General features: G+C 43.2%; 27 protein-coding genes. 5 read left to right on the forward strand and 22 right to left on the reverse strand.

Annotation, left to right across the window (positions count from 1 at the left end; translation table 11 throughout):
• Positions 1 to 20: 20 nt before the first annotated feature.
• The 8 genes from D2910_RS07010 to D2910_RS07045 all read right to left on the reverse strand — a co-directional run bounded on the left by D2910_RS07010 (position 21) and on the right by D2910_RS07045 (position 4,618).
• Positions 21 to 278: a DUF4362 domain-containing protein gene (locus D2910_RS07010; RefSeq protein WP_117312895.1), complete on the reverse strand. Its 258-nt coding sequence runs from the start codon at positions 276 to 278 to the stop codon at positions 21 to 23.
• A 3-nt stretch (positions 279 to 281) separates the two neighbouring features.
• Positions 282 to 488: a hypothetical protein gene (locus D2910_RS07015; protein ID WP_117312896.1), complete on the reverse strand. Its 207-nt coding sequence runs from the start codon at positions 486 to 488 to the stop codon at positions 282 to 284.
• Positions 489 to 660: 172 nt separating this feature from the next.
• The gene (locus D2910_RS07020) at positions 661 to 873 is read right to left on the reverse strand and encodes a spore coat protein (RefSeq protein WP_117312897.1); all 213 of its coding nucleotides are present in this window, start codon (positions 871 to 873) and stop codon (positions 661 to 663) included.
• A 272-nt stretch (positions 874 to 1,145) separates the two neighbouring features.
• On the reverse strand, positions 1,146 to 1,892 hold the full coding sequence (locus D2910_RS07025) for a hypothetical protein (protein WP_117312898.1): 747 nt from the start codon (positions 1,890 to 1,892) through the stop codon (positions 1,146 to 1,148).
• A 376-nt stretch (positions 1,893 to 2,268) separates the two neighbouring features.
• Positions 2,269 to 2,589 carry a hypothetical protein gene (locus D2910_RS07030; RefSeq protein ID WP_240633568.1) on the reverse strand — a complete coding sequence of 107 codons (321 nt, stop codon included), beginning with the start codon at positions 2,587 to 2,589 and terminating at the stop codon, positions 2,269 to 2,271.
• 22 nt (positions 2,590 to 2,611) lie between these two features.
• Positions 2,612 to 2,893 (reverse strand): hypothetical protein, encoded by a 282-nt coding sequence (locus D2910_RS07035; protein ID WP_117312899.1) that lies wholly within the window; start codon positions 2,891 to 2,893, stop codon positions 2,612 to 2,614.
• A 51-nt stretch (positions 2,894 to 2,944) separates the two neighbouring features.
• The gene (locus D2910_RS07040) at positions 2,945 to 3,958 is read right to left on the reverse strand and encodes a serine hydrolase domain-containing protein (protein ID WP_117312900.1); all 1,014 of its coding nucleotides are present in this window, start codon (positions 3,956 to 3,958) and stop codon (positions 2,945 to 2,947) included.
• A gap of 63 nt (positions 3,959 to 4,021) precedes the next feature.
• A complete protein-coding gene (locus D2910_RS07045) occupies positions 4,022 to 4,618 on the reverse strand; it encodes a class I SAM-dependent methyltransferase (RefSeq protein ID WP_117312901.1) in 597 nt (198 codons plus the stop codon).
• 231 nt (positions 4,619 to 4,849) lie between these two features.
• On the opposite strand from D2910_RS07045, the gene D2910_RS07050 reads away from it, so the two are divergent.
• From D2910_RS07050 to D2910_RS07060, 3 genes are read left to right on the forward strand one after another with little or no spacing between them, the layout of a single operon-like run.
• Positions 4,850 to 5,275 carry a DMT family transporter gene (locus tag D2910_RS07050; protein ID WP_117312902.1) on the forward strand — a complete coding sequence of 142 codons (426 nt, stop codon included), beginning with the start codon at positions 4,850 to 4,852 and terminating at the stop codon, positions 5,273 to 5,275.
• 12 nt (positions 5,276 to 5,287) lie between these two features.
• On the forward strand, positions 5,288 to 5,953 hold the full coding sequence (locus D2910_RS07055) for a Crp/Fnr family transcriptional regulator (protein ID WP_117312903.1): 666 nt from the start codon (positions 5,288 to 5,290) through the stop codon (positions 5,951 to 5,953).
• An 11-nt stretch (positions 5,954 to 5,964) separates the two neighbouring features.
• A complete protein-coding gene (locus D2910_RS07060; protein WP_117312904.1) occupies positions 5,965 to 6,453 on the forward strand; it encodes a DMT family transporter in 489 nt (162 codons plus the stop codon).
• A gap of 118 nt (positions 6,454 to 6,571) precedes the next feature.
• On the opposite strand, the gene lepB is transcribed toward D2910_RS07060, so the two are convergent.
• The 4 genes from lepB to D2910_RS07080 form a co-directional block, all read right to left on the reverse strand.
• Positions 6,572 to 7,138, reverse strand: coding sequence for a signal peptidase I (gene lepB, locus D2910_RS07065; protein WP_117312905.1), 567 nt, complete (start codon positions 7,136 to 7,138; stop codon positions 6,572 to 6,574).
• Positions 7,139 to 7,261: 123 nt separating this feature from the next.
• A complete protein-coding gene (locus D2910_RS07070; RefSeq protein WP_117312906.1) occupies positions 7,262 to 7,768 on the reverse strand; it encodes a DUF3916 domain-containing protein in 507 nt (168 codons plus the stop codon).
• 46 nt (positions 7,769 to 7,814) lie between these two features.
• Entirely contained in the window at positions 7,815 to 8,144 is a 330-nt protein-coding gene (locus tag D2910_RS07075) for a hypothetical protein (protein WP_117312907.1), read from the reverse strand.
• Positions 8,145 to 8,301: 157 nt separating this feature from the next.
• On the reverse strand, positions 8,302 to 9,216 hold the full coding sequence (locus D2910_RS07080) for a DMT family transporter (RefSeq protein ID WP_117312908.1): 915 nt from the start codon (positions 9,214 to 9,216) through the stop codon (positions 8,302 to 8,304).
• 350 nt (positions 9,217 to 9,566) lie between these two features.
• Here D2910_RS07080 and D2910_RS07085 point away from each other — a divergent pair, with 350 nt between their 5' ends.
• Entirely contained in the window at positions 9,567 to 12,002 is a 2,436-nt protein-coding gene (locus D2910_RS07085) for a PAS domain S-box protein (RefSeq protein WP_240633569.1), read from the forward strand.
• A 188-nt stretch (positions 12,003 to 12,190) separates the two neighbouring features.
• On the opposite strand, the gene D2910_RS07090 is transcribed toward D2910_RS07085, so the two are convergent.
• The 4 genes from D2910_RS07090 to D2910_RS07105 all read right to left on the reverse strand — a co-directional run bounded on the left by D2910_RS07090 (position 12,191) and on the right by D2910_RS07105 (position 16,086).
• Entirely contained in the window at positions 12,191 to 13,156 is a 966-nt protein-coding gene (locus D2910_RS07090) for a carbohydrate kinase family protein (RefSeq protein ID WP_117312909.1), read from the reverse strand.
• Between the two features lie 29 nt (positions 13,157 to 13,185).
• On the reverse strand, positions 13,186 to 14,658 hold the full coding sequence (locus D2910_RS07095; protein ID WP_117312910.1) for a glycoside hydrolase family 32 protein: 1,473 nt from the start codon (positions 14,656 to 14,658) through the stop codon (positions 13,186 to 13,188).
• Positions 14,659 to 15,169: 511 nt separating this feature from the next.
• Complete coding sequence (locus D2910_RS07100; protein ID WP_117312911.1) at positions 15,170 to 15,475, reverse strand: hypothetical protein; 306 nt, start codon at positions 15,473 to 15,475, stop codon at positions 15,170 to 15,172.
• A 113-nt stretch (positions 15,476 to 15,588) separates the two neighbouring features.
• Positions 15,589 to 16,086 carry a hypothetical protein gene (locus D2910_RS07105; RefSeq protein ID WP_117312912.1) on the reverse strand — a complete coding sequence of 166 codons (498 nt, stop codon included), beginning with the start codon at positions 16,084 to 16,086 and terminating at the stop codon, positions 15,589 to 15,591.
• A gap of 581 nt (positions 16,087 to 16,667) precedes the next feature.
• Here D2910_RS07105 and D2910_RS07110 point away from each other — a divergent pair.
• Positions 16,668 to 17,477, forward strand: coding sequence for an MBL fold metallo-hydrolase (locus D2910_RS07110; protein ID WP_117312913.1), 810 nt, complete (start codon positions 16,668 to 16,670; stop codon positions 17,475 to 17,477).
• Positions 17,478 to 17,567: 90 nt separating this feature from the next.
• On the opposite strand, the gene D2910_RS07115 is transcribed toward D2910_RS07110, so the two are convergent.
• The 6 genes from D2910_RS07115 to D2910_RS07140 form a co-directional block, all read right to left on the reverse strand.
• Complete coding sequence (locus D2910_RS07115; protein ID WP_117312914.1) at positions 17,568 to 17,990, reverse strand: VOC family protein; 423 nt, start codon at positions 17,988 to 17,990, stop codon at positions 17,568 to 17,570.
• A 69-nt stretch (positions 17,991 to 18,059) separates the two neighbouring features.
• On the reverse strand, positions 18,060 to 19,151 hold the full coding sequence (locus D2910_RS07120; RefSeq protein WP_117312915.1) for a low temperature requirement protein A: 1,092 nt from the start codon (positions 19,149 to 19,151) through the stop codon (positions 18,060 to 18,062).
• A 95-nt stretch (positions 19,152 to 19,246) separates the two neighbouring features.
• Positions 19,247 to 19,705 carry a VOC family protein gene (locus D2910_RS07125; RefSeq protein ID WP_117312916.1) on the reverse strand — a complete coding sequence of 153 codons (459 nt, stop codon included), beginning with the start codon at positions 19,703 to 19,705 and terminating at the stop codon, positions 19,247 to 19,249.
• 167 nt (positions 19,706 to 19,872) lie between these two features.
• Positions 19,873 to 20,061, reverse strand: a complete 189-nt coding sequence (locus D2910_RS07130) for a hypothetical protein (RefSeq protein ID WP_112221786.1) — start codon at positions 20,059 to 20,061, stop codon at positions 19,873 to 19,875.
• A gap of 130 nt (positions 20,062 to 20,191) precedes the next feature.
• Positions 20,192 to 21,055 (reverse strand): AraC family transcriptional regulator, encoded by an 864-nt coding sequence (locus D2910_RS07135; RefSeq protein ID WP_117312917.1) that lies wholly within the window; start codon positions 21,053 to 21,055, stop codon positions 20,192 to 20,194.
• Between the two features lie 335 nt (positions 21,056 to 21,390).
• On the reverse strand, positions 21,391 to 23,346 hold the full coding sequence (locus tag D2910_RS07140; RefSeq protein ID WP_117312918.1) for a phospholipase D-like domain-containing protein: 1,956 nt from the start codon (positions 23,344 to 23,346) through the stop codon (positions 21,391 to 21,393).
• Positions 23,347 to 23,477 lie beyond the last annotated feature (131 nt).

Raw genomic sequence — 23,477 nt, forward strand, 5'->3', positions numbered from 1 at the left:
GGGTTTCTTTTGCCGGCAAACTATTTCCAAATCACCAACAGCTCAACCACTTTCTTATTTTCACAGCCTTCCAGCTGATAATCGATTCTTTCATCTGTTTCACTCTTCGATATCCCAGAACAGGCCACCTCACTTACACCACCCGAACCGTAAGAATCCCTCGAACTGTTTACGATGGATTTGAATTCTGAGCCATCAAATTGCACATCACGGGAAATCGGATGCCCTTCGCTGGTGAATTGGATTAGCTGGATGTGATCCGGTTCTTGTTCATTCACTCGTTACAAGAATGTTTGGAACCGATCCCTATTCTTTATTTCGCCTGAGCTGGCAACCTCGATCACATCTATTTGCGGCAACGGGGAAAATGCACTTCTGTCCAGCTCCTGTCCAGTATTCGGCTGAATATCCGCTGTCTCCTCTTGAATATCCTGGCAGCCAGTGAGCAACCATCCACCTGTTAAAATCAATATCGCCAACCATTTCAAATCACTCATCCCCTTTATCGTGATGAGACCGGGTTTTGGGATGCAAAGTTACAAATAAAAAACACGCTTGCAATGTAGATGCAGCGAGTATCGAATGGTGCCATTATTGTTTTATTTTTTCTAATGGAAACGTTGTACCAAAACAACGCCTGTTCAAATAAGCTTTTCCAGGCTATTTTTGAATTTCTACACCTGAACCGATTAATATATTTTTCAAATCCTCAATTTCCTGAATGGACAGTTCGATATCTTCTTCCAAAACTTCAGTATGATAATGCTCTTTCACACTTTCAAAAAACAGCTTGGTTTTTGTCAGGGCAGACTTTTTAAAGGCAAGCAGCTCACGTATCTCCACGGCTTCAAAAAGAGACAACATTGGTGACATAAAAATTCTCCTCTATTATTTGAAATGATTCACGTCTAATAGTCTACCCCAATACGTAAATTTTAAACATTTTTATTATAGTTGATAAAAATTTGATTAATTTAATTGGTTAAATAGAGGATATAAGCTATTCAATTAATTTACTTTTTACTATTACATCCAGTGAATTTATACGTGAATCCCAGCATTCTTAGCGAGTCAAATAAAGAAAGAAACTTAACTCAAGTTCCTTTCTTTTAGTATAAATATTTCTGGAAATTGCGTCCTTCGCTTTATAAGCTATTTACCAACATGTAAAGTACGGCAATTACAACTGCTCCGCTTAAAAATGCAAGATAGTTTTTCAGGTTTCCTTCCTTCAGTTCATCTTTGAAGACATTCAAGAGAATTCCGCCAGCCAAAACAGAGACAGCGATGCCGACAATCACTTCATGAACCTTGAAAATCACACCTATCAGCCAGCCGACAAATATTGCAGCGACTAAAAACCACCTGCCATATTTATCATAATCTTTTTTATGGATTTCTTTTAATGTATGATCCGTTGCAATAAAATGTGCTGCCAATGCCAAAAAATAAAGGGCCATGCTCCACTGATTAGAGAACTCCTCTCTAATTAACAAATATCCAATTATCAGGTTATATAAAAAGAAAGATGAAATGTGGACGAGAAACACTTTAGTCGACCGCGAACCCGATTCTGCGCCTTTTGACTCTCCCTTCGACTTTGCCCATGAATGCAAACCAAAGTAGCCAAGTAAACCAAACAACGCCAATAAATATGTGTAGTCGCCAAAAAAAGTTAACCAACTGTCACCTACTGCCTTTTTTATCACTTCCAGATACTTATGCAGTTGAGGCATCAGGTACAGGAAAACATAAGCAATTGTTGCTCCGCCAAAAGCAGATAACCAAGGACTCCTAGGGTTATCTATAGAGAGTTTCCAATATTTCGCACTAAAATGCACCACAATAAATCCGATTATGAATAACAAACTTAACCAGTTAACGCCCGACATACGAGCACTCCCCTTCTTGTAGGATATTGTTTCTTCATAAAAATCATTTATGAATGCATAAGCATCAAAGTATTTAACAGCAATTATTTAATATTCTACTAACAGTGATTTCAGTTGCCAGCTATAAATGATGGATTTCTTTCTTTCCGATCTTACCTGTCCTTTTTTCTATCATTTCCTTTATACAAAAACTTAAACGCTAAGTAAAAAATGCCCTTCTCTTTTACAGTAACTCTTCCGAGGTAAAGAAGGCTTAAAGCATCAATCTTTTCACATCTTCTTACATTTACATTCTTATTTAAACAAAAAGAAGAAACATAAAGTTTCTCCCTTTCCGATCATTGATTTATGAGTAGCCGCTATAAAAATATGAAAGTCAGTACACTTCATTCCTCTTGGAAAACTTGATCAATCCGATCAACAGACAAACCATGCTTACAGACCAAATGATTCCGGAGATGCCGAACCGAAGCGATATTTCTTCGGAAGCCATGGGATGATCCACATTAAAAGTAATGGCTTTCAGCAAGAAATACAGAGCAATAGACAGAAAGAGAAAATGAGCCAGGACAGCGGCGTAAGCTGTATTATTGGTGCTGCTTCGGCGCCATAAAAGTAAAGTCGTCAGAACCATTATGCCGAAAACTGATGAAAAGCCGCCAACCAATAACCCGAGCGTTTCTTGTTCCATTGGCATGAGAAATCGTCCTTTCTTTTATTCATATACTAACCAGAAACAACATAGTCAACAAAGCACTTAAAAAAGATGAAACAAACAGGAAAAATTTCATACTCTTTTTGGCTTCTGTAAAATTAGCATTCAAGTTTTCAATTAACATAAAATAAACAAGCATGATGACTAAGATAACTATACCTCTGAAAATATCATCAGTTTGCAGGGCAGATAACGTTTCTTGAAAATTAGCATTCAAATAAAATATGAAAAGCGAAAAAGCTGAATGCAAAAAGAAAAGATGACCGAAATATATAGCATGATGCATGCACACGACTCCGTCCTATAATTTCATAAAAATATCAAAGAAATGCACTGACTATAAACAATCAACCACCGCATCCCCAAAAGTCCTTACATCTTCCAGATAATCATAGCCGTCCGGAGAGCCAAAACTATTGAAAGCCCTGACAGCCACCAGATCATGTTTTGGAATTACAAGGAGCGTCACTCCTGTATAACCCAGTATTTGAAATGAACCTTCCGGAACAGAATTGCCAATTTCAGTCTGTTTGGCAGGCCAGTCTTTCACAAACCACAAAAAGCCGTTCTGCGGTAAATCTGAATCCTGCATTTTCGGACTTTGAACCGAAGCAGCCAGCTCAATGATTTCACTCGGAATAAGCTGTTCACCGGCTGCACGGCCTTTGTTCAAATGAAGCTCTCCCCATTTGGCCAGTTCCCTCACCGAAACGTACATATTCCGTTCATTTCCGGAAATGCTCGTGCCATTGTACCAGCTCGAATCGTCCGGATTTCTTATTACATCCACCAGATTTTCATTCATTTCCGCGTACCAGCCGGTTTCGGTAAAATTCATCTTAGTGAAGACTTGTTCGGTCAGAATTTCTGCAACGGTCCGTCCAGTCGCATTTTCAATGACTTCGGTTAATGTATTGATGCCGATACCCCGGTATGCCCAACTTTCGCCAGCCGGAAATTCCCTTTGTATCTCACGGCCGTTGTTCTTTAATCCGTGGGTATGAGTCAACAGATGGCGAATAGTCACTCCCTCGAAAAGTTTAGAATCGACAGTCGGGACATATTGGGTCACCAAATCATCAATCGACCGGATCAATCCTTCGTGGACAGCATAAGCCGCAACAAAACCGATATAGCATTTTCTTACTGAAGCTATATGGAATTGCGTCGTTGCCTGTACTTTTTCCGCATTCTCGCCCTTCGAATGCGTACCCCAATATTCTTCCACTGCAACTTCCCCGTTCTGCATGATCAACAGTGCAGAACCCGTGCAGTCTACTGTGTTCGCTGAATTTTTGACGTGCTCAAGTACTGAAGAAAATGATACATTGTTTTTCGTTTCAATATGCATAGTCCACCCATTTCCTGTTGATTTGTTTCTATTTCCTATTAAAAATTCATAATTACTTGCTGCCTATGGCTTTGCCCATATCATATAAACATTCCCCGCCAGATACCGCTCTTCCTTGACGAATTGCAGTTTTGAGCTTTTAACCAGTCCGCTGATATCACGGTTCACGTGGCAGCCCGCCACTTTCACTGCCAGCGGATCCAAAGATTTCTGCAGCCACGCCAGTGGTTTATTGGTACTGAGGCCGTGTTCGAGCAGCAAAACCTTTCCATCAGGTCTGCACCATTTTTGAAAATTATTCAAAACGTCGAGCGGGTTCTGATAGCCGCACAGAGTCCCTGAAGAAACGATTACATCAAAACTGTTCTTGGGAAACTCGATCGTTTCCACATCTTCCTGAATAAGTTTGGTTTGGAACGGATATTCTTTTGCGGCCTGTCGGGCTCTTTTCAGCATCTCCTCGCTGAAATCCACGCCCGTGAGATTGACGTCCCGGTTATACAGAGGAAAATTGAGGCCCACTCCAATGCCGACCTCCAATACTTCGCCGTGTATATCTGAGAAAATTTTTTGCCGGTATTTGAAGGTCTTGTCATGCGTCCGGAGTTTATTGTATTTATTCGCTTGTTTATCGAACTTTTTCGGTAAGGGATTCTGCATTTTACTCTGCTCCTTTGTATAGAAAAATTCCGTGGCCAATAAACGCTGGAAATACCCAGGCAAATACAGTGCTGTCTTATAGACTTCATTATAACTTAAATTTTCAGACTCTTTACAAAAAGATTCCCCTTGTCAGTCTGCTGCAATTGAGTGATGATGAATGGGACATGTGTCCTTTTCGCCCCAATTCTCCTCCTGTAAATTAGGAGTATAGAAAGGTGCGTGTATTTTATGAAAGGGATCTTATTTGCGCTGCTTGGCGGATTCTTCCTGACTTTCCAAAGCGTCGCCAACGCGACGATCAGCAGTCAGATCGGTTCGTGGCAGGCTGCAGCGATGACCCAATTGACCGGTTTTGTACTGGCAATCCTCATCGTCATCGTTCTCAGGGACCGCTCTTACCGGCAGTTGACTGAAGTTTCGCCTCTATATGCCTCCGGCGGCATGCTGGCAGCGATTGTGCTGTTCAGCAATATGACCGCGGTCCATATTATGGGCGTAACGTTAACCATCGCCATCTTCCTGATTGCACAGCTGGTGCTGGCAATTGTCATCGATGGCAGAGGATGGTTCGACATGGCTCAAAAAAGAATCGGCAAGACACAGATTATCGGTGTGCTGATGATGGTCGCAGGCGTCATTATTTTAAAATTGTAGGAGTGGAGACAGATGGACAGACGTATTTCGGAATATCTTCAGCAATTTGAGCTTTTGGATCTGTTTCCGGATCATGTCCAAGGAGAGATGTTCGTCGCTACCTACAGCAGCGGTGAACGCTTATTTTCACAGAGTGATGAAGCGAATACGCTTTATCTGCTGGTCAAAGGGAAATTAAAAATTTCCATGCTGTCACCAGAAGGGAAACGGCTGATTCTCGCATTCAAGACACAGTTCGATATCGTCGGCGATGTTGAATACGTAAGAGAATGTCCGTTCATCAACACGGTGGAAGCCGTAACGGATATCGTGGTCATCGGCATCTCATACGATGTGCTGCGCAAACATATGGCGGATAACGCAGCCTGGCTGCAATTTCTGCTCCAAACTATCACGACGAAATTCGAAACGAAGACGCGGGCAATGAATTTCAACCTGCTTTACACAGTTGATGTCCGTGTGGCGAGTTACCTGCTGTCGATGACCCCGACCCAACAGATGCTCGAATCCACTTCGCTCATTGATATGGCGGATTTGATCGGCACCAGCTACCGTCATTTGAACCGTGTCCTCCAGCAATTCGAACAAGCTGGATGGATTGTGAAGAAACGCGGAAAAATCACATTGCTCGACCGCGATGCCCTTTTGGAGCAGGCGGGACAAAACATTTACGAATAGGAGGAATCCAAATGGCTCTCGGAATCTTTTTGGCAATTATCGGCGGAGCATTTGTCTCCATCCAGAATACATTTAATGCAAACGTGAAAAAGCGCGTCAGTGTCTGGACGACCACAACACTTGTACTGTTTCTCGGATTTGCAGCTTCGTTCGTGGCTGGCCTTGCCTTTGAAGGAACCGGATTGTTCAGCTTCGATGCTGAACCCTGGTTCTGGTTCAGCGGCATCGTCGGAGTCGGCGTTGTTGCCTGTGTCACTCAAGGCGTCCAGATTCTTGGACCAAGCCGCGCCATCTCACTCGTCATGGTGTCGCAGATTTTCTTCGGCTTGATGTGGGACACGCTTGGCTGGTTCGGGCTCGAGCAGGTGCCATTCACCTGGCAATCGCTGCTTGGCGTGCTGATGATCAGCGGCGGCGTGCTGCTGTTCCAGCTGGGACCTAAATTGGAACAGAAACCTTTTGTGAAATTGAATGCTGAAACGGTTAAAGTGAATGATTAAGCTTAAAATGAAAGAACCCGAAGTGCCTGTTAAAACTTGGCACGCCGGGTTCTTTTCCTGTTTATATCATATTCATTTTCAAGCAGATTCATATCCGATATCTTTTTCATTTCAGAAATCACTCCACAAACTCCATCTCATCCAACGGCCAAAAAACGAAACTGGCGCTTCCCATAATCTCTTCGATCGGCACCAACCCGATAATCCGGCTGTCTGTACTGTGTTCACGGTTGTCTCCCAATACAAAAACATGGCCTTCCGGAATCTCTTCGATTTCAAGCAGCTCTTCCAGTGTAAAATCTGGTGTCAATCGGCTGTTCCCTTCGCTTTTCTGCTCCTTAAGAGTGGATAAATAAGGTTCTTCCTGCGTTTCTCCGTTAATAAACAGTTCATCATTTTCGTAAGCTATATGGTCCCCTGGCAATCCGATTATACGCTTCACATAGTCCTCTTCTTCAGAAGCATGGAAAACAACAATATCAAATCGTTCCGGCTCTCCAAGGGTATATCCGATTTTGTTTACAATGATCCGTTCGCCGTCTTCGAGGGTCGGCATCATTGATACACCATCGACCATTACCGGTTCAAACAGGAAAAACCGTATGCCTCCGACTATAATCACAGCGACCAGAATCGCCTTCACCCATTCCCATAGCTCATTTTTCTCTTTTTTGTCTTTTGCCACGCTCCATCACCTACTCTGAAATTTACGGATCAATTAAACTGAGTTTCTTACAAACTATAACTATTAAGGTGAAAAATCAAATCTCTTAGCTGCTTTCGAGTAAAAATTAGTTATTCCAGGCTTTTATCCAAGTTCGCCAACGAACCAGATTTCACTCTCATAATACCCATCCTCATCGTCGATTACTTCTTCGAAGCCCCATATATTTAAACCTTCGCGAACAGTCAATCCCCATTCAGATTGAATATCTCTATGATCAGATAAAGGAATCCACTTCTGGTAGGCACTATTTCTGTCAAAGAAGCCTTCGAAATACTCATCCCCTTTGAAGACGATGAGTTGCGAATTCCATAAGTCCGGTAGATTTATTGCAGCGACTACCCTGTACTTTTCCTTATTGTCAGGCTTTATTGAAATTAAATGTGTTACTCTATCCACTAATGTCTGAACACTGAGCCGTTTGATCTTTCCGGGTGTTTTACCACCACTTATAAACCCTTGGCCAACGGGTAAATGCATATGCCAGTAACCATTATAGAATTCTGTTGGATACAAAGCAGTATTTTCTTCGATTTGTTTAACCATGCCAATTGTTTTCCTTTTTCTTCCTCGAACTTTTTTCTCTCTCATGTTGATCTCCTAACTTTTAAAATAAAATTAATAATGGCATGAGGCGTTATTTTTTATCTTGATACCATTTCCCCACAACTTTTCTTTTATCGAGGTCAATATACACAACCAGATTTCCGGAAGCATTGCTGCCTGTGTCGTGAAACACCACTGCATATACCTGCTCTTTATGGTAATCACTGTCGATCAATGATTCTATCCCAGGTGTGACATCTTCTTTTGTGACAGTAGAGTCTTTGGGACTGACAGGAATTAAATCCTGTTCCGCTTTTGAAAGGCTATTGTATGCCATCATTTCGATAGGCAACACAGAAGCGGATGGACTGCAGCCAGCCAGCAATAAAAACAGGAATGGAAGGAACAGAATTTTTTTCACGTGGGACGCCCCTTTTCAGCGGATATTATTTCACTCCGACTCGAACAATCAAGCCTCTTCTTTTTTTATTCCACTTATTTCTTTAAAAACCTTTTTCCAAGGAAATTTACATGTCCAATTATAAAAGAGGCAGCATCTGTTAAGATGCCGCCTCCTGCTATTCTTCTGCCAGTTCCTTTGATTCCCCGTCACCGGCAAGCGACAGCCAGGTGACGAAGACGAGCATGATTGCCGCCCCGCCAAGCTGGATGGGTTCCAGGAATTGGCCAAACCAAAGGGCTGAGATAATCATCGCCGTCAGCGGCTCAAAAGCTGATAAGATGCTCGCTTCCACGGGCAGGATGAAGCGCATGCTGCTCAAGAACAGGACGAATGCCAGTGTCCCGATAATGATGACAGCCAAAATTCCCAGGGAGACGCCCGGTTTAGCCAGAAGCGGCCAATCAGCCGATCTGAAAACAGGATTGACCAGCCCCAGGAAAATGCCGCCGAACAGCATGGACCATCCGACAATCAGCAGGACGCCCCACTCTTCCATGAGCCTCCCGGGATAGAGCGTATAGAAAGCGAAAGCCAGTCCGACCATCACTCCCCAGAAGAGCGCTATCCCACTGATTGCCAGTTCATCGAGCCGTCCGTTTGTCAGTAAGAGAAATAACCCTGCCATCGTACCGATCATTCCGATCACCTGGTACTTGGGTGGAAACTTCTTATGCCGCAGCGAAATAAAGAGAATCAGATAAACCGGCGCCAAAAATTGGAACAAGGTCGCAACCACCGCGTTGCTTGTTTCAATAGAAGAAACAAAACTGAATTGGACCCCCAGCATGCCAAGCACAGAGAAAATCAGCAATTGCCGCACCCAGATGCCGCCATGAAAAACAGAGAGGATTTTGACTCGCTTCAATTTCAGAAAAACCAGCAGCAGAACGCCCGCAATAATCAGCCGAAGAGTCAAAAGAAACGAAACAGATATCCCATAAGCTTCAAAAAGCCATTCCATCAGCGGCCCCGTTGCGCCCCATAACGCCGCTCCACTCAAAATCATCGCAATGCCTTTTACCCGATTCATCAGGCTCCCCCTTTCACTGAAATGGTGTCAAATCCTTAAATCTCATTTAAATATACATATTAACAGATGGCATTGTCTTTTAGAGAAAATTATTTCTTGCTGTAAAATTAATTAAGAAAAAGATTAAAACCAAGAATTCAGTAATATTCAGATTCATGAAACACTTTCCAAAATTTATAAAAGAAATACTATCTTACACTTGCTCAATCATTTAAACTTTGAATAGATGGAAAATAATAACTTTATTCATTTTACAAAATATACAATTCGATTTAAAAAATGTCTTTCTACTAAAATTAACATATAGCTGATTTCAGCAGCTTTCTTTATCTGCCAGGAGGGGAATTAGATTGGAGAATTACTATATTGAAAATATAGACCAGGATTTTTTAGTCTCTACTGCTCTATTGGATGTCATTGAAGATCCGGTATTTTTAATGAAAGAAGAACAGGATTCATTCAAGTATATGTATGCCAATCCAGCAGCTTTATCCGTACTGGATTTAACGGAAATTAAAGGGCTCCAGATCGGTGAGGTCCTGCCTCCGGAACTTTGCCGGCAATTGATGGTGCATTATCGGATGGTACAGTCCACTCGAAAATCCGTCGAATTTACAGAGCGAATCCAGACTGTGTACGGTGGATTCATCGGAGAAACAAAACTTAATCCGATTGTATCCAAAGACGGCAGATGTTTGTATGTCCTTGCCATTGTCCGGGATGTAACGGAAAGGGAACGGAAAAAACAAGAACTGCTGGATACACAGCGAGAGATGGAAATTGAGCGGAAAAGATTGAGTTCGCTGGTGAACAACAATGCAAATCCTGTATTTGAATTTGACCAGCACCAAAGATTCACCAGCCTCAATAAGATGGTGGCGGAAGCAACCGGCTTTTCGGAAGAAGAACTGCTGGGATCCTCAATATTATCTTTAGTAGCCGATCATTGCTTGGATGAGGCACGATTGAACGTTGAAAAGGCGTTAAAAGGGCAAGCCCTTGATTTCGAAGTGAGCATTTATACAAAAAATCGGCAGATTGAGGTACTTCACTTGAATACGATTCCGATTATTATTGAAGAAAACGTAATCGGAGTCTATGCCATTGCGAAGGCGATCACCAAGCAAAAGGAAATGGGACGCCTCCTGCTGGAAAGTGAACAGCGCTACAAGTCGCTGTTTGAAAATCATCCCCACGGAATCATGACTTTTGACAAGGCTGGCAATCTATCGAGTATCAATAAAAGGATCGAGTCCATTACAGGTCATAACCTGACGGAACTCGGTGGCCAGCAGTACCTTTCAATCATATTGGACGCAGAAGCGGAAAAAGTGCGCAGCAACTTTTACAAAACCATTCTTGAACGGCAGCCAGTGCAGTACGAATTGACGTTCCGCCATAAAAAAGGGCACCTGATTGATCTGCAGGTGATCAACATCCCCATCATCGCTGACAGCCAATTGGTGGGAATCCATGGCATCATCACCGATATCACTGCGATCAATCAAGCCCAGCAGGCTTTGATTGCTGCTAAAACAGAACTTGAAGTCTTCTGGGGAAATTCGACTGATCCTATTTTTTACATAGACACAAAAGGTGACATCCTGAAAGTGAACCCGGCGTTCGAGAAGACATTCGGCTTTACGGAAGAAGAAATGGTCACCGGCAAAGGCACCATCATCCCTCCGCATATGCGGCACGACCAAATCAATATTGTAGAAAGGCTCCTTACCGGTGAAACCGTCAATTCCCATGACACCATCCGTCTGACGAAAACCGGTAAAGTGCTGAACATCATTTCTTCGTATTCACCTGTAAGAAATGCGGATAAAGAAATTATTGGTGCCACCATTATCTATAAAGATGTCACGGAACTTAAAATAGCCGAAAAAGAACTTCTGAAAAGCCAGGAGAAGTACAAAATCATTACAGAAAGCACATTTGATATCGTTACGATGATCAATTTGAATGGAACGATTGAATATGTATCTCCAGCTTACGAAACGATTTCAGGATATTCCGCCAGCGACTGTATTGGAAAACCCCTGATGATGAACATTCATCCGGAAGACGAAGCCGCATTGACAGAAAGCGTAGCTTCCTTGCTTAAAGGCGGCAAACCGGCGACGCTTCAAGCCCGCTTCAAACACAAGGAAGGCCATTATATCTGGATGGAGGTTTCCCCAACCCCCGTTTTGGAAAATGGGGAATTAAAACAGGTCTTCACCATATCGAGAGATATCACAGAGCGAAGAAAGCTTCAGGAAAAAATAGAAAGAATGGCATTCTACGATCATTTGACCGGTATACCTAACCGGCGGACTTTTGACGACCAGTTGGCAAAGGCGGTTGACCGTTCAAAATCAACCGGAAAAAAAGTGGCTGTCCTCATGCTGGATGGCCATAAATTCAAACAGATAAACGACCAATACGGCCATGATGCCGGAGATGCCGTCATTATAGAAATGGCGCTGCGGCTGCAATCCTGCGTCCATCCGACGGCGACCGCGGCGCGTTTAGGCGGAGACGAGATGGGCGTGGTCCTGCCGGCAATCGAGTCTTTGGAAGCGGCCGAAGACATGGCAAAGAAAATACTGAATTCGTTTAATAAACCGTTGCGCTTCAATGGATCCGATATCAAAATTGGCGCCAGCATCGGCATCGCGCTCTGCCCCGACCACTCCACAGATGAAAAACAGCTGATCAAATCCGCTGACCTGGCTTTGTATGAAGCGAAGAAACTGGGTCGGGATACGTATCAGGTGTTTGTAGCGGAACGCGTGTGAATTTTTAGGATGAAAATTTTTGGATACAATATGAAAAGCTCGAAAGAAAGCCGTTTTACGGTTTTCTTTCGAGCTTTTTTGATCCATTTGAATTAACCGTATAAATGTATAAAAGCTAAACCAAATGAAATCAACCCCGTCAGAATTCAGCGAAGCAAAAAAGCATTCAGGGTGGATGCTGCTTTGTTTTATTTCATTAACTGCAATACCTGTTCTTTAGTGGGAAGGGCGGAAATGGCTCCTTTCCCGGTAGTAACCAGCGCTCCGCTGGCGTTTGCGAAAGCCAGCAGCTCCTGGTGATGTTCACTCAATACAGCTTCCAGATTGTCCTGTCTTGTATCCAGGTTCAGCAATTGATACAAAAAGCCGCCGGTGAATGCATCCCCTGCCCCGGTCGTGTCCTCCACTTCCACGGAATATCCCGCGGACGAATATTTATGGTTCCCTGCGTAAAGATCCGCACCTTCCGCGCCTTTCGTCAGCACCACTGCCTGAACGTCCCCTTTAAACAAAGACGCAATTGCTTTTGATTCATCCGCTGTACCGGTGATAAATTCCAGTTCATCATCAGAAATTTTGACAATATGCGCCATCGGAACAAAATCCAGAATGGTCTTTCGGCAGTCCTCAGGATTCTCCCAAAGGGGCAGGCGCACATTCGGATCAAAACTGATGATCCCGCCGCGCGCCTTGACTGCTCCAATCGCTTTAAGGTGAGCATATTTTATCGGACTCTCCACTAAATCCACAGAACAAAAATGCAAAAAATCGCCTTGTTGGAACCAGTCCTCATCTATTTCCGATTCTTTGAGAAGCAAATCGGCAGAAGGGTTTCTGTAAAATGAAAAGTCACGTTCACCGTTTTCACGCAAGGATACAAAGGCAAGCCCGGTATTCGCCTCCTTTGTCCTTACGATTTTATCTGTCCTTACGCCGAACTCTGTCATTTGTTCCAATAGAAAGGCGCCAAAAGCATCTTCCCCTAATTTAGTGATCAGTGAAGCAGTCCCACCAAATTTCGCAACCGCAGCTGCTACATTTGCAGGAGCGCCTCCAGGCACCCGCGTAAAAGAAGCCACATCTTTCAAGGCGATTCCTTTTTGGTGGGGGATGAAATCTATCAATATCTCGCCAATAGAAAACAGATTTCCCATTCAGCACATCTCCTCCTTCGGACATTCACCTATAAATAATCCCACTTCACTGCTTTAAACTCCGCAGAACCGCCCATTGCATAGAACCGGATTTCCTGGCTTCTTATATCCGGGAAAATCCGGGCGGTGAACGTTTCTTCTCCATCGTCCACAAAAATCTCCACTGAGGAAGAATCAACAAATAACTGAAACTTGTGGGAATCTCCAGCGATTCGGCATTTTCTTTCCGTTCCATATGTGCTGCCAATCACTTTGCCAGATAATGTGCGGTCCAGAATGATTTTCTTTTGGATCGCATCGTATTTGATCACCGTTTTTTCTTCAGCTCCCGCACGGAATTCTATGCCATATTCCAAAGCGTCACCTTGTTCAAACTCACAGACCAGCTCATAGGTGACCCCTGAGAATCCATCAACCATTTTATTTTCATCCCGAATTATATCTGCTGCTTCGACTTTATTTTTACGGAGTGATTGAAGTTCCGGAACCGGCTTTTGAATCAGTTTGCCATCGCGCAGCGATAATTCCCTCATGATGGTCAGGCAATTAGCCCAGCCGTTGATGTCGCTGGGATACTCAATTTCAGGCAATCCCATCCAGGCGACCATCAGCCTTCTGCCTCCTGGATCTTTCATCGTATGCGGAGCATAAAAATCAAATCCGCGATCAAGTTCGATGAAATCTCCGTGAATCAATTCACGCCGTTGCAGATCGAGCTTTTCTCCCACAACGTACCCCGCCTGGTAAATATTTTGATAAAGATCGCCAACTGGCTCCAGCCCTTGCGGAGAGAAAATCAGGATCCCCTTATCGTCCATTTCAAAATAATCCGGGCATTCCCACATAAAACCGAAGTGTTCCAAATTTGTGGCCAGCTCCCCTTCAAACTTCCATTCCAGCAAGTCAGATGAACTCAACAAACAGACGCCTCCGGTTTTATCAGTTCTTTGCGCGCCTATCACGGCATAAAACTTGTCATCTGCCTTCCATAATTTCGGATCGCGGAAATGCTCTGTATATCCTTCCGGAACTTTATTGAGAACTGATTTTTTCGATTTGATGATGTTTCCGTCCTCATCCATCACGGCTATGCAAAGATAAGGATGCCGCACGAGATTCTCATCCCGCGTATTGCCTGTATACAACAAGTACAAGTTTCCGTTATGCTCAACCGCACTTCCTGAATAGGCGCCGTGGCTGTCAAAATACTCATCGGGTTTAATGGCAATCCCGACATTCGTCCAATTTACCAGGTCTGTTGATTTGGTATGATACCAATACTTCAAGCCATGAAACGGACCTAACGGATGCCATTGATAATACAAATGATATTCACCGTTGTAGAAGCAGAAACCGTTCGGATCGTTGAGCAGCCCGGAAACCGGCTGGATATGAAACGTTTGCCGCCAGGTACAGCTATTGACTCTGATAATCAGGTTATCTATATCTTCTTGACTGACCTGATCAAGCCGAATGTAACTTTTCCCCCGTGGTAGTGCCATTTTGTTTTTCCCCTTTCAGTAAAAATAGAACTTTATTATGAAAAATTTTTCCAAAATAAAATCTTCAAAGAGCCTATTCTTGCCGACTAAAGCCATTCGTGGAACTCTCTCTATAAATGGCTTTGACACTGCTCTTATGCGGGATTGGGAAGAAATCAGTCTGAACGTAATTATAGAAATTACTTTTTTCTGAAGGGTGTTAAGGTGGAGATGCCGAGGCATATGACATCACGGACTGCTTTAATTGTGGGTTAAAAAACTGCAACCGGATTTTCCGGTTTTGCAATAGAAGGATGATAGTTATTCAGGCCATTCCCAGTAAATGCTCTCTTCTGCTTTTTGCGGAAACGATTCCATTTCAAGCCAAATGTAACCGCTTTCTTATCTGAATTATAATAGTTTCAGGATTTATTATCAATGAAGGATGCTTAAAAATCTGATAATTTAATGTTTTTATGATTGTGGTATTTTTGTCGACATGATGGTGCCCAAGACAACTATAAAAATGCCTTCAGCCCCACCACATAACCGTTACAAATATCGACCAAATAGCTGCACTTAGTGACACGATAAATAAAAGCACAATAAAAGGTTCGAACCTTCTAATAGAGGATTTCCGTTTTTTAAACAACCGAAAAATTCCTAATCCTGCCGCCAGATATAGAACGAGCCCTGAAATCGTCAGACCCGTCAAATAATAGACTGGATAAATCGATATCACCTTTTCACTCAAGAAGTAAGCGATTCCCTGTCCGAAAATACATAAAATGGTCGCCAATAAAAGAATCCCGACTAACCAAACATAGATTTTCTTCATCATATCCTCCTGGTTCTTCCGGCTGCTTCAGCGGATTGTCCTGTTTATTGGAATAGGTGGCCTTTCTCTATGTGATGATCTGTTTTATTCATAGAATATAGGTGCGGACTGAATCACTGTTCAAAAGACCAGGTTGGCAATGTGTAATGGAAATAAACAGAAAGCACGACGAAAACCGCAAGCGGCACGATGAAAAGCATTGCAGTGCCTTTGTTCTGCTGCCATCTTTTGAGCATAAATTTATCGATCAATCCATAAAGCATCGCGACGAAGAACCCTTGGATAATATCCTCCCAATGTGGTAATATCAGTCCGATTGCTGCCCCGAACACGCCCAGTATTAATATGTATAACCAGTCTGCCTCTTCAAACCATTTCCTCTGAAAAGACTCGACGATGACAGAGACGATATTGCCATAGATCAGCACAATGATCCCCATAAAGAGAAAATAAATTACCGTCCAGGAAAAAAAATCAGCTGCCAAATTATTTTCGATATTATCGTCTGTGACAAGCCCCCAACTGCATATAGCCGTGGAAGATATTAAAGTGGAAAGAAATGTGGCGGACAGTTTTCGTGTAACTTTTCTATCTCCGCGTCCTTTCATCATTGAACCCTACTTTCTTAAAGCTCTTTTTTAAATGGTGATCTTTTTTTCAAAAGATCTTCTTTTCACAATTTTATCCTTTTCGAGGCTGCAAAAGCACTGAATTTTTCATAAACACCCATTATTTCCTTTTTAAAGCATTGAAATGAAAAAAGCTTCGCGGATGCGAAGCTTTCCTTAGGGGATTGGAGTTTTTCGCACGGCGAAAAACACCCGCTGTTGCGCTTGAACTTTAGGTGTGTGGGAAACTGGTATTGGCTTGAAAAACGGTTATTGCTGATATTATTCCATCATTTTAGCGGAATTTTGCCAGAAACAGGGAGACGAATAGGCTCACGGGGTTCTATGAGCACTTTTTGATGTTCTATGATCACTTATTTCATTCTATGATCACTCATTTGATTCTATGATCACTTATTTCATTCTATGATCACTTTTCGGTGTTCTATGATCATTCGGTCGTTCGAATGGATGAAAAGCAGTTGGAAAATGCCATTTCACTTGAAACTGTATGTATTTCTCCAATTCAATGAGTTACGCTTGGATTACTTATTTAATTCGAATTTCGAGGAGGAAAGTTCGTGATGATGAAGAAGCAAGGAGTGTTAGGCGACCGGCATGGCGTCTCCTATTTGAACGGCAAAGTGCAATTTCAAGGCGTATCATTAAATGTGTACAGTTATCTGATTGATGGTGTCCTGATCGATACCGGCGCCCAGTCGCTGCGCAAATTTTTTGAAGCCTTTATTGACCAGAATGATTTCGATCAGGTCCTGCTTACCCATTATCATGAAGATCATTCCGGATGCGCAGCGTATATTGAAAAGAATAAAGATGTCCCGATTTATTTAAATCAAAAAACAATCGCCTCCTGTGCCCAGCGTGCGGATTATCCGCTGTACCGGAAACTTTTTTGGGGAAGGAGGAAGCCGTTCCATGCAGTGCCTATGCCTGAAACTTTTCAGTCGCGAACTGCCACATGGGATGTAATCGATACGCCAGGCCATGCTTTCGACCATAAAGCTTTCATAAATAGGGATACCGGCCAATTATTTACCGGTGATTTATTCGTGAATGAACGCACAAAAGTAGTATTGGCAGAAGAGCATATTCCGGACATCATCAATTCCTTGGATAGGGTATTGAGATACGATTTCCAGGACGTATTTTGCAGCCACGCAGGATTTCTTGAAGACGGGCGCAGCGCCCTCGAACGAAAAAGAGATTATTTGCTTGCCCTGCAGCAGCAGGTCCAGGAATTGCAAAATGAAGGCAACAGCGCTGAAGAGATCCGCGATCAGCTGTTTCCCCACAAATACCCGATCATCAAATTTTCGGGCGGTGAATGGGATTCGCTGCATATCGTGACGTCGATCATGGGCGAGGCACAGTAACATACCACAAAAGCGAAAGGGAAGGATTCTGTTGAGGGAATCCTTCCCTTTTGCCTATAAAATTTCATGGACCTTAATTACGTCTCCAAATCAATCTTCTAAAGCCCAGTCCGGATTCCATACAATTTCCCATAGATGGCCGTCTGGATCCTGAAAGTGACCGGAATAACCTCCCCAAAATGTATCATGGGCAGGATCAGTAATAACAGCACCGGCTTGTTTTGCCTGTTCCATTAGTTGGTCGACTTCTTCTTTGCTCCCTACATTATGACCCAAAGTAAATTCTGAAGGACTGGCGGCTGTTAGAGGGACCTTTGCCTCTTTAGCCAAATCGCGGCGGTTCCAAATGGCCAGTTTCAAGCCTTGTTGCAAGTCGAAGAACGCAACGGCACCATGCTCGAATTCTTTCCCTATAATCCCTTCTGTCGGAAATCCCAGTCCCTCTTTATAGAATTTCAACGATTTCTCTAAATCATCTACACCCAATGTGATAACAGTTATTCGTGGTTTCATGAACTGATGATTCCTCCTCTTTGATTCGGCTGCAAACATTTTACTTCTTTAATAACGTGTTCGCAGTATTTATTTTGTCGTAATGACAGTATAAACAACAAAAAAGATCAATAGCTCGGACAATATCAACAACTCAGAAACAGGAACCAGCAGATTAAAAACCAGGAAAAAAGTTAAGATAGCGATGAATAACAGCAAATGTGCTATTTTCAACCGATGTGCCGGTATCCGGTATTTATGGAAAACTGCCGTCGTAGCCAGAAAATAGACAAAAGCCGTGCTGAAAGTCAAAATCAACAGGAAATTCGAATTCACTTCATAAAGGTAAGTCATCTGTATCAATGCCGCAAAAAGGCTCAAGGACATAAGGATGAACAGATGACCATAAATAATGACTTGCCCGGAAGTAACCGCTTCTTTGTCAATTTTCTTCTCCAGATTATCGAAGTACTGCCACCACATGGCAATGATCAATAAAAACGCCAGTAAGATAATTGCTACTTTACCCCAGAGGAAACTCTCTGTTTCAAATATAGCCACTAAACTGACAATCGATTCCCCAAACAGGATAATTGTCAACAATCCAAACCTTTCCAATAAATGTGGTGTATTAACCGGTACTTTCTTCAAATACCGTCTATAGATTATCGGAATTAAAATATCAACGAAAATCCCTGTATACAATAGTATGTACCGTGCCCATGAATCGAAAAAGACTGAGAGCAGGGAAATAGCTATCCCGATTAAAAATCCGAACCCCAAACGTTTGGCAAGTTCACGCTTAGCTCCGGTTTCAAGACGGATAGTGTAAATATATTGGATGGCTGTAACGAGCCGCACACCACAATATCCGATTAGAAACGGAATATAATAGCTGTCAAAATCAGTGGACAAGCTGGCTGTCAAAACCACCATAAAAAACATCTGAAGAATCATAAACAGACGGTGAGGTAATTTCTCCTCGCCAAACCTGTTAGTATAAAGGGTCTGCCCAACCCAGGACCACCAGATCGGAATAAATATCAAAACGAATTTGAACAGATATTCCACGGGAATGACACCATGCTCTAAATGCAGCAAGACATGTGTAGCTTTTGCTATTGCAGCAACAAAAATCAAATCGAAAAATAACTCCAGCCATGAAACTTTTTTGTGGATCATCGGTTTCGCTCCTTAGATATTCAGCTAACTGGCGAATATTCAAATTCCATATAATATATGCATCCCAGTTTTAACTCTATCTGCTCTCCCTTTCGTCATACTTCCTTACCACCAATTTCTTCCGCCAACCCGATCAGCAGCCCTTCAGTTCCCCGAATATAGCAGAGCCGGTATGAGTCCTCGAACTGAACCACTTCACCGACGAGCTGAGCACCATGCTTCATCAGCCTGGCAACCATTTCATCAATATCTTCAACCGTGAACATGGCGCGCAGGTATCCCAATGCATTTACAGGGGCCTCGCGGTGATCCGCTATCACCGAAGGAGTGTGGAATTGCGAAAGCTCCAGCCGACTGTGGCCATCCGGCGTCACCATCATTGCAATCTCTGCCTTTTGAGAACCCAAGCCAGTCACTCGTCCAGCCCATTCCCCTTCCACGATCATACGTCCTTCGAGATGCAGGCCGATTTCTTCGAAAAAAGCGATGGCGTTATCCAGGGATTCCACCACAATGCCGATGTTATCCATTCTCAGCAATTTGTTTTTATTCATGGCTTTGCCTCCTTTTGAATAAAAGCACAGAAACATGTTCTCTAATAATTCGAGATGAAAGTTTTAAATACCTTCCTGAGAAAACGCACAATAAAAGAGCCAGGAAATGTAGCTCCAAGCCCTTTAGTTGATATCCCTAAATTTAATTTCTGATTCCGTCCAGTCTTCTAAAACATTCCGCTTTCATGATTACTGCGTCCAGCATCCCGGCGCGCTTCTGCTTCAGCCATATTCTGGTTCAACGTGTTATCCTTTTTATTCATGCTGTATTTACGCTTCGTCAAAACATCCACGACATAACTGATGATAAATATAGCTGCCAGAGTTCCCCAAAACACCCACATCATCCAATGCATAGAGTACACCCCTTTTCGTTTTAGGCTTTCCCCATCTCCGCCTGTCATCTCTATACCCTTTAATACGTATCTGATTGCAATTAGTTTCAATAATTTTTAAATTCTGAAATTATTTCCAGCCTAAAACTTTCTACTGCTTCCTCTTCAACGGAATCCAGATTTCAGAGACATACTCCTCGCTGTACGCGTCCCCCGCCGGATAAACTTCCAGCTCCGCGGTTCCGGCGTTTTCGTATTGATTGGACGGGAACCATTCCGAGAAAATCTGTTTCCACACTTTCGGCATGGCATCCGGCATCGCGCCGTGCACTTCGAAGACGCCCCACTTGGATGCTGGAATTTCGATTTGCTTGAAACCTTCCGGAACTGCTTGTGCACTTTCTGCTGCAATCCAGTAATCCATCGTGGTCCCGTCCTCGAAGTTGGCACAAATGCCAAGCAAGCCATTAATTTCTCCCGATTGCAGCTTGGCAATCGCGTCGCTTGTGCCGTCCTGATTCATTTCCATCCACATGTCCGGAATACCGCTCAAATTCTCTCCACCCTGCAGCGAAAATTCCCGCTTCACACCAATCGCCTGAAAACTTTCCTTTTCCACAATTCGATACTTCATCGGATCTGCCCCTTTCAGATTCACCTGGATCGCCAGGCGGTTATAAGATTGCAGCTCTCCCAAATTCTTTCGAGCATCACTCGGTGTCACACCGTGCTGCCGCCGAAACGCTTTGGAAAAAGCCTCGGGAGTGTCGTAGCCATATTTATAGGCGATATCGATGATTTTCTGATCAGTAGCCGACAGCTCCTGCGCCGCTAATGTCAGCCGCCTTCTGCGCAAATACTCAGCGACCGAACAATCCGTCAAGATTGCAAACGTCCGCTGGAAATGAAATATAGAAGAATTTGCCTCCTTAGCAATCTCCTCGATTGTCACCGGTTCCTCCATATGCACCTCCATATAATCAATGGCGTGCTGCAACGATTCCACCCATCCCATAGCCCTCACTCCTTAATCTGATCTTAACAAGCAATCCGGTCGGAATCCTGTCCGTTTGTGCTGAGTGTGGACAGGCTGCAATAGTTTATTAGCCATAAAACCAGCGACTCTAATCCCACCACAAAAACATTTTCTTTGTTTCTGCCATATAACTTACTGTCTCTCCGATACTTACTTCAACTTCTTCGAATTCAGATACATAAATTTTTGTTATCATTTTTCCTTAATATACTGATCTGCCTAAGAAAAAGCCAGGCGATTTCAATACCATAAGAAAAAAGAAGCTGTATTCACAGCTCCACCACTTAATTTATTAACCTCGTCTTTTTATCTCTTTAATTTACGGCTCCGCCAGCTTGTGCATATCTGACGTTGAACTCCTGTAAAAACTGATTCGTAATGGCTGCGTCATGGATAAACAGCATATTCTCATCATTGATGTTATTGCCGTTATTGCTCCAGTTGGTAGAACCTACAATGACAGTCGGGTCACTGTTTGTATCAGCATCGATCAGCATAGTTTTGCTGTGAAGCTTGCGTGACTCATTATCCTGGTAAACAGGCGCCGGGTTCGCCCAGCGGGTATTTGGATTATCCGTACTCACCTGCGAAGCGGTGCGTCCAGTCATATCGACACTTGCAGACCACCATTGGTTCCAGAAGCTCTGGTCGAATACACCTTTGATATCAAAGCCCGTCAACGTGCCTTCCATATCATTATAAGAACCTTCCCAGAGATTCTTCAACTCATCGACCAGCCCTTGATCGCTCCAGGCGAATATGGTGAAATATGTGTTTACATCAGCTGACGTTCTGACAACTTCCCGCATTTTCCCTACAGCATCATCGCCTGCCGAAAAGTAAATTTCAACAATTTTACCATTGACGTTCACTTCGTGCGTTGTATTATCTATCTTCCGTGTATTGAAATTAGCAGCGGCTGTATCAGGAGATAATGCAGAGCTCCCCCACATCTCATTGAATTCAACTTCAAAAATATCAGCCATCGCAGGCCAGTTGATTTCGACTACATGCTGCTGGTTGCCGTCTAAAATTCCTTGTTCCATATTAGTTTCCGTACCGTATAACCCAGTTACTGTGAAATTCCAGCTTCCTGTAAATACCCAACGGTCATCAATTACAGCAAACTTATTATGCATTTGCGTTCCGGGGCTGTAGTAGGCATCTGCACTTTTTTCCTCAGCGTCCACGAACAAATAGCCGGATACTTCACTATTCCCCACAGCAACAGTCACCAGCGGGAAATCTTCCGGCGTGGAAGGCAATCCGAAATCCGTTCTTGCTGCACTGTCTTCCACAGCGAACATCGGAGAATCGGAAAATACATAAATATCATCCGCTGTCCCCACTTCTCCATCCTGTCCCCTTACCAATTTTTCCACCTGCAGCCTCATCGTTTTAAAGCGTTCCGCGTAATGAGGATCAGATGCGTCCTTAGCGTCAGCGATTACACGCACATCGATGCCTTCCGCCGCTTTGGCAATCAAAGTATCCACAATACCCGGCAAATTAATTTCGTATGTTGCAAAGTCGATGCTTGTCGTCGCTTCATTTAAACGATTAATCAACCTGGTTTCAAGATTCACGTTGTAATTTGCTTCGTTCCCGGAACTCGCATAAGAAGTATCAGCACATTTATTAAAGTAAACATTGATGGCACCTTCCGCTTCCGAAACATTGTTCAACTGTTCCGTTCTATCAGTACAGCCTTTCGCTTTAGAATTGACTGCCTGAGGAGTTCCGTTTCCTCCATCGTATGTTTTTGCAGAATCAATCCAGTTAGTGGCTTGAGTGCCATCTATAAGCGGATCGACCCTCTCCATTGTCACCTTCGTGGTATTGTCACCTGCATACCAAGCTTCTGCGCTGTCTATCAAAGCACCGGAAGCATCCCTCAGTTCGAGGATCTCACCGCCATTTTCCATAGACCCTGTATAAATCAAATCAGCAGCCACACCGGGAACTGAACTATCACTGGTTCTTTCCATCAGATAGTAGCCACCCGCTGCAATGGTACCGGAGAGACTGATGCTCGGGCTGCCATCAGCCGCATTTAAAGTCCATCCGTTCACATCGATTGCTGAGTTCGTCGTGTTATGCAATTCTATCCACTCGTTATTATAGCTGTAGCTCGTCCCCATCCAAGCTATTTCATTGATGGCTACAGCGTTTGCAGTTGCTGCATGTGCTTCTTGTCCTGTTTCAATAACAGGCGCAATAAAAGAAATAATAAGTGCAAAGATTAATGAAAGATGTAACGTATTCTTCATTTTTCCATCCCCTTTTCCCTTAATGTTTCAAAGGCTTTCAAGCCCTTTTTCATTGTATAACTATTTCGTCAATTAAGTGAGATAAATTTAACAAAAGTTACATTATAATATTTATTTTTTACTTTTTTTAC

This window comes from Planomicrobium okeanokoites, assembly GCF_003428875.1.
GTDB lineage: Bacteria > Bacillota > Bacilli > Bacillales_A > Planococcaceae > Planococcus > Planococcus okeanokoites.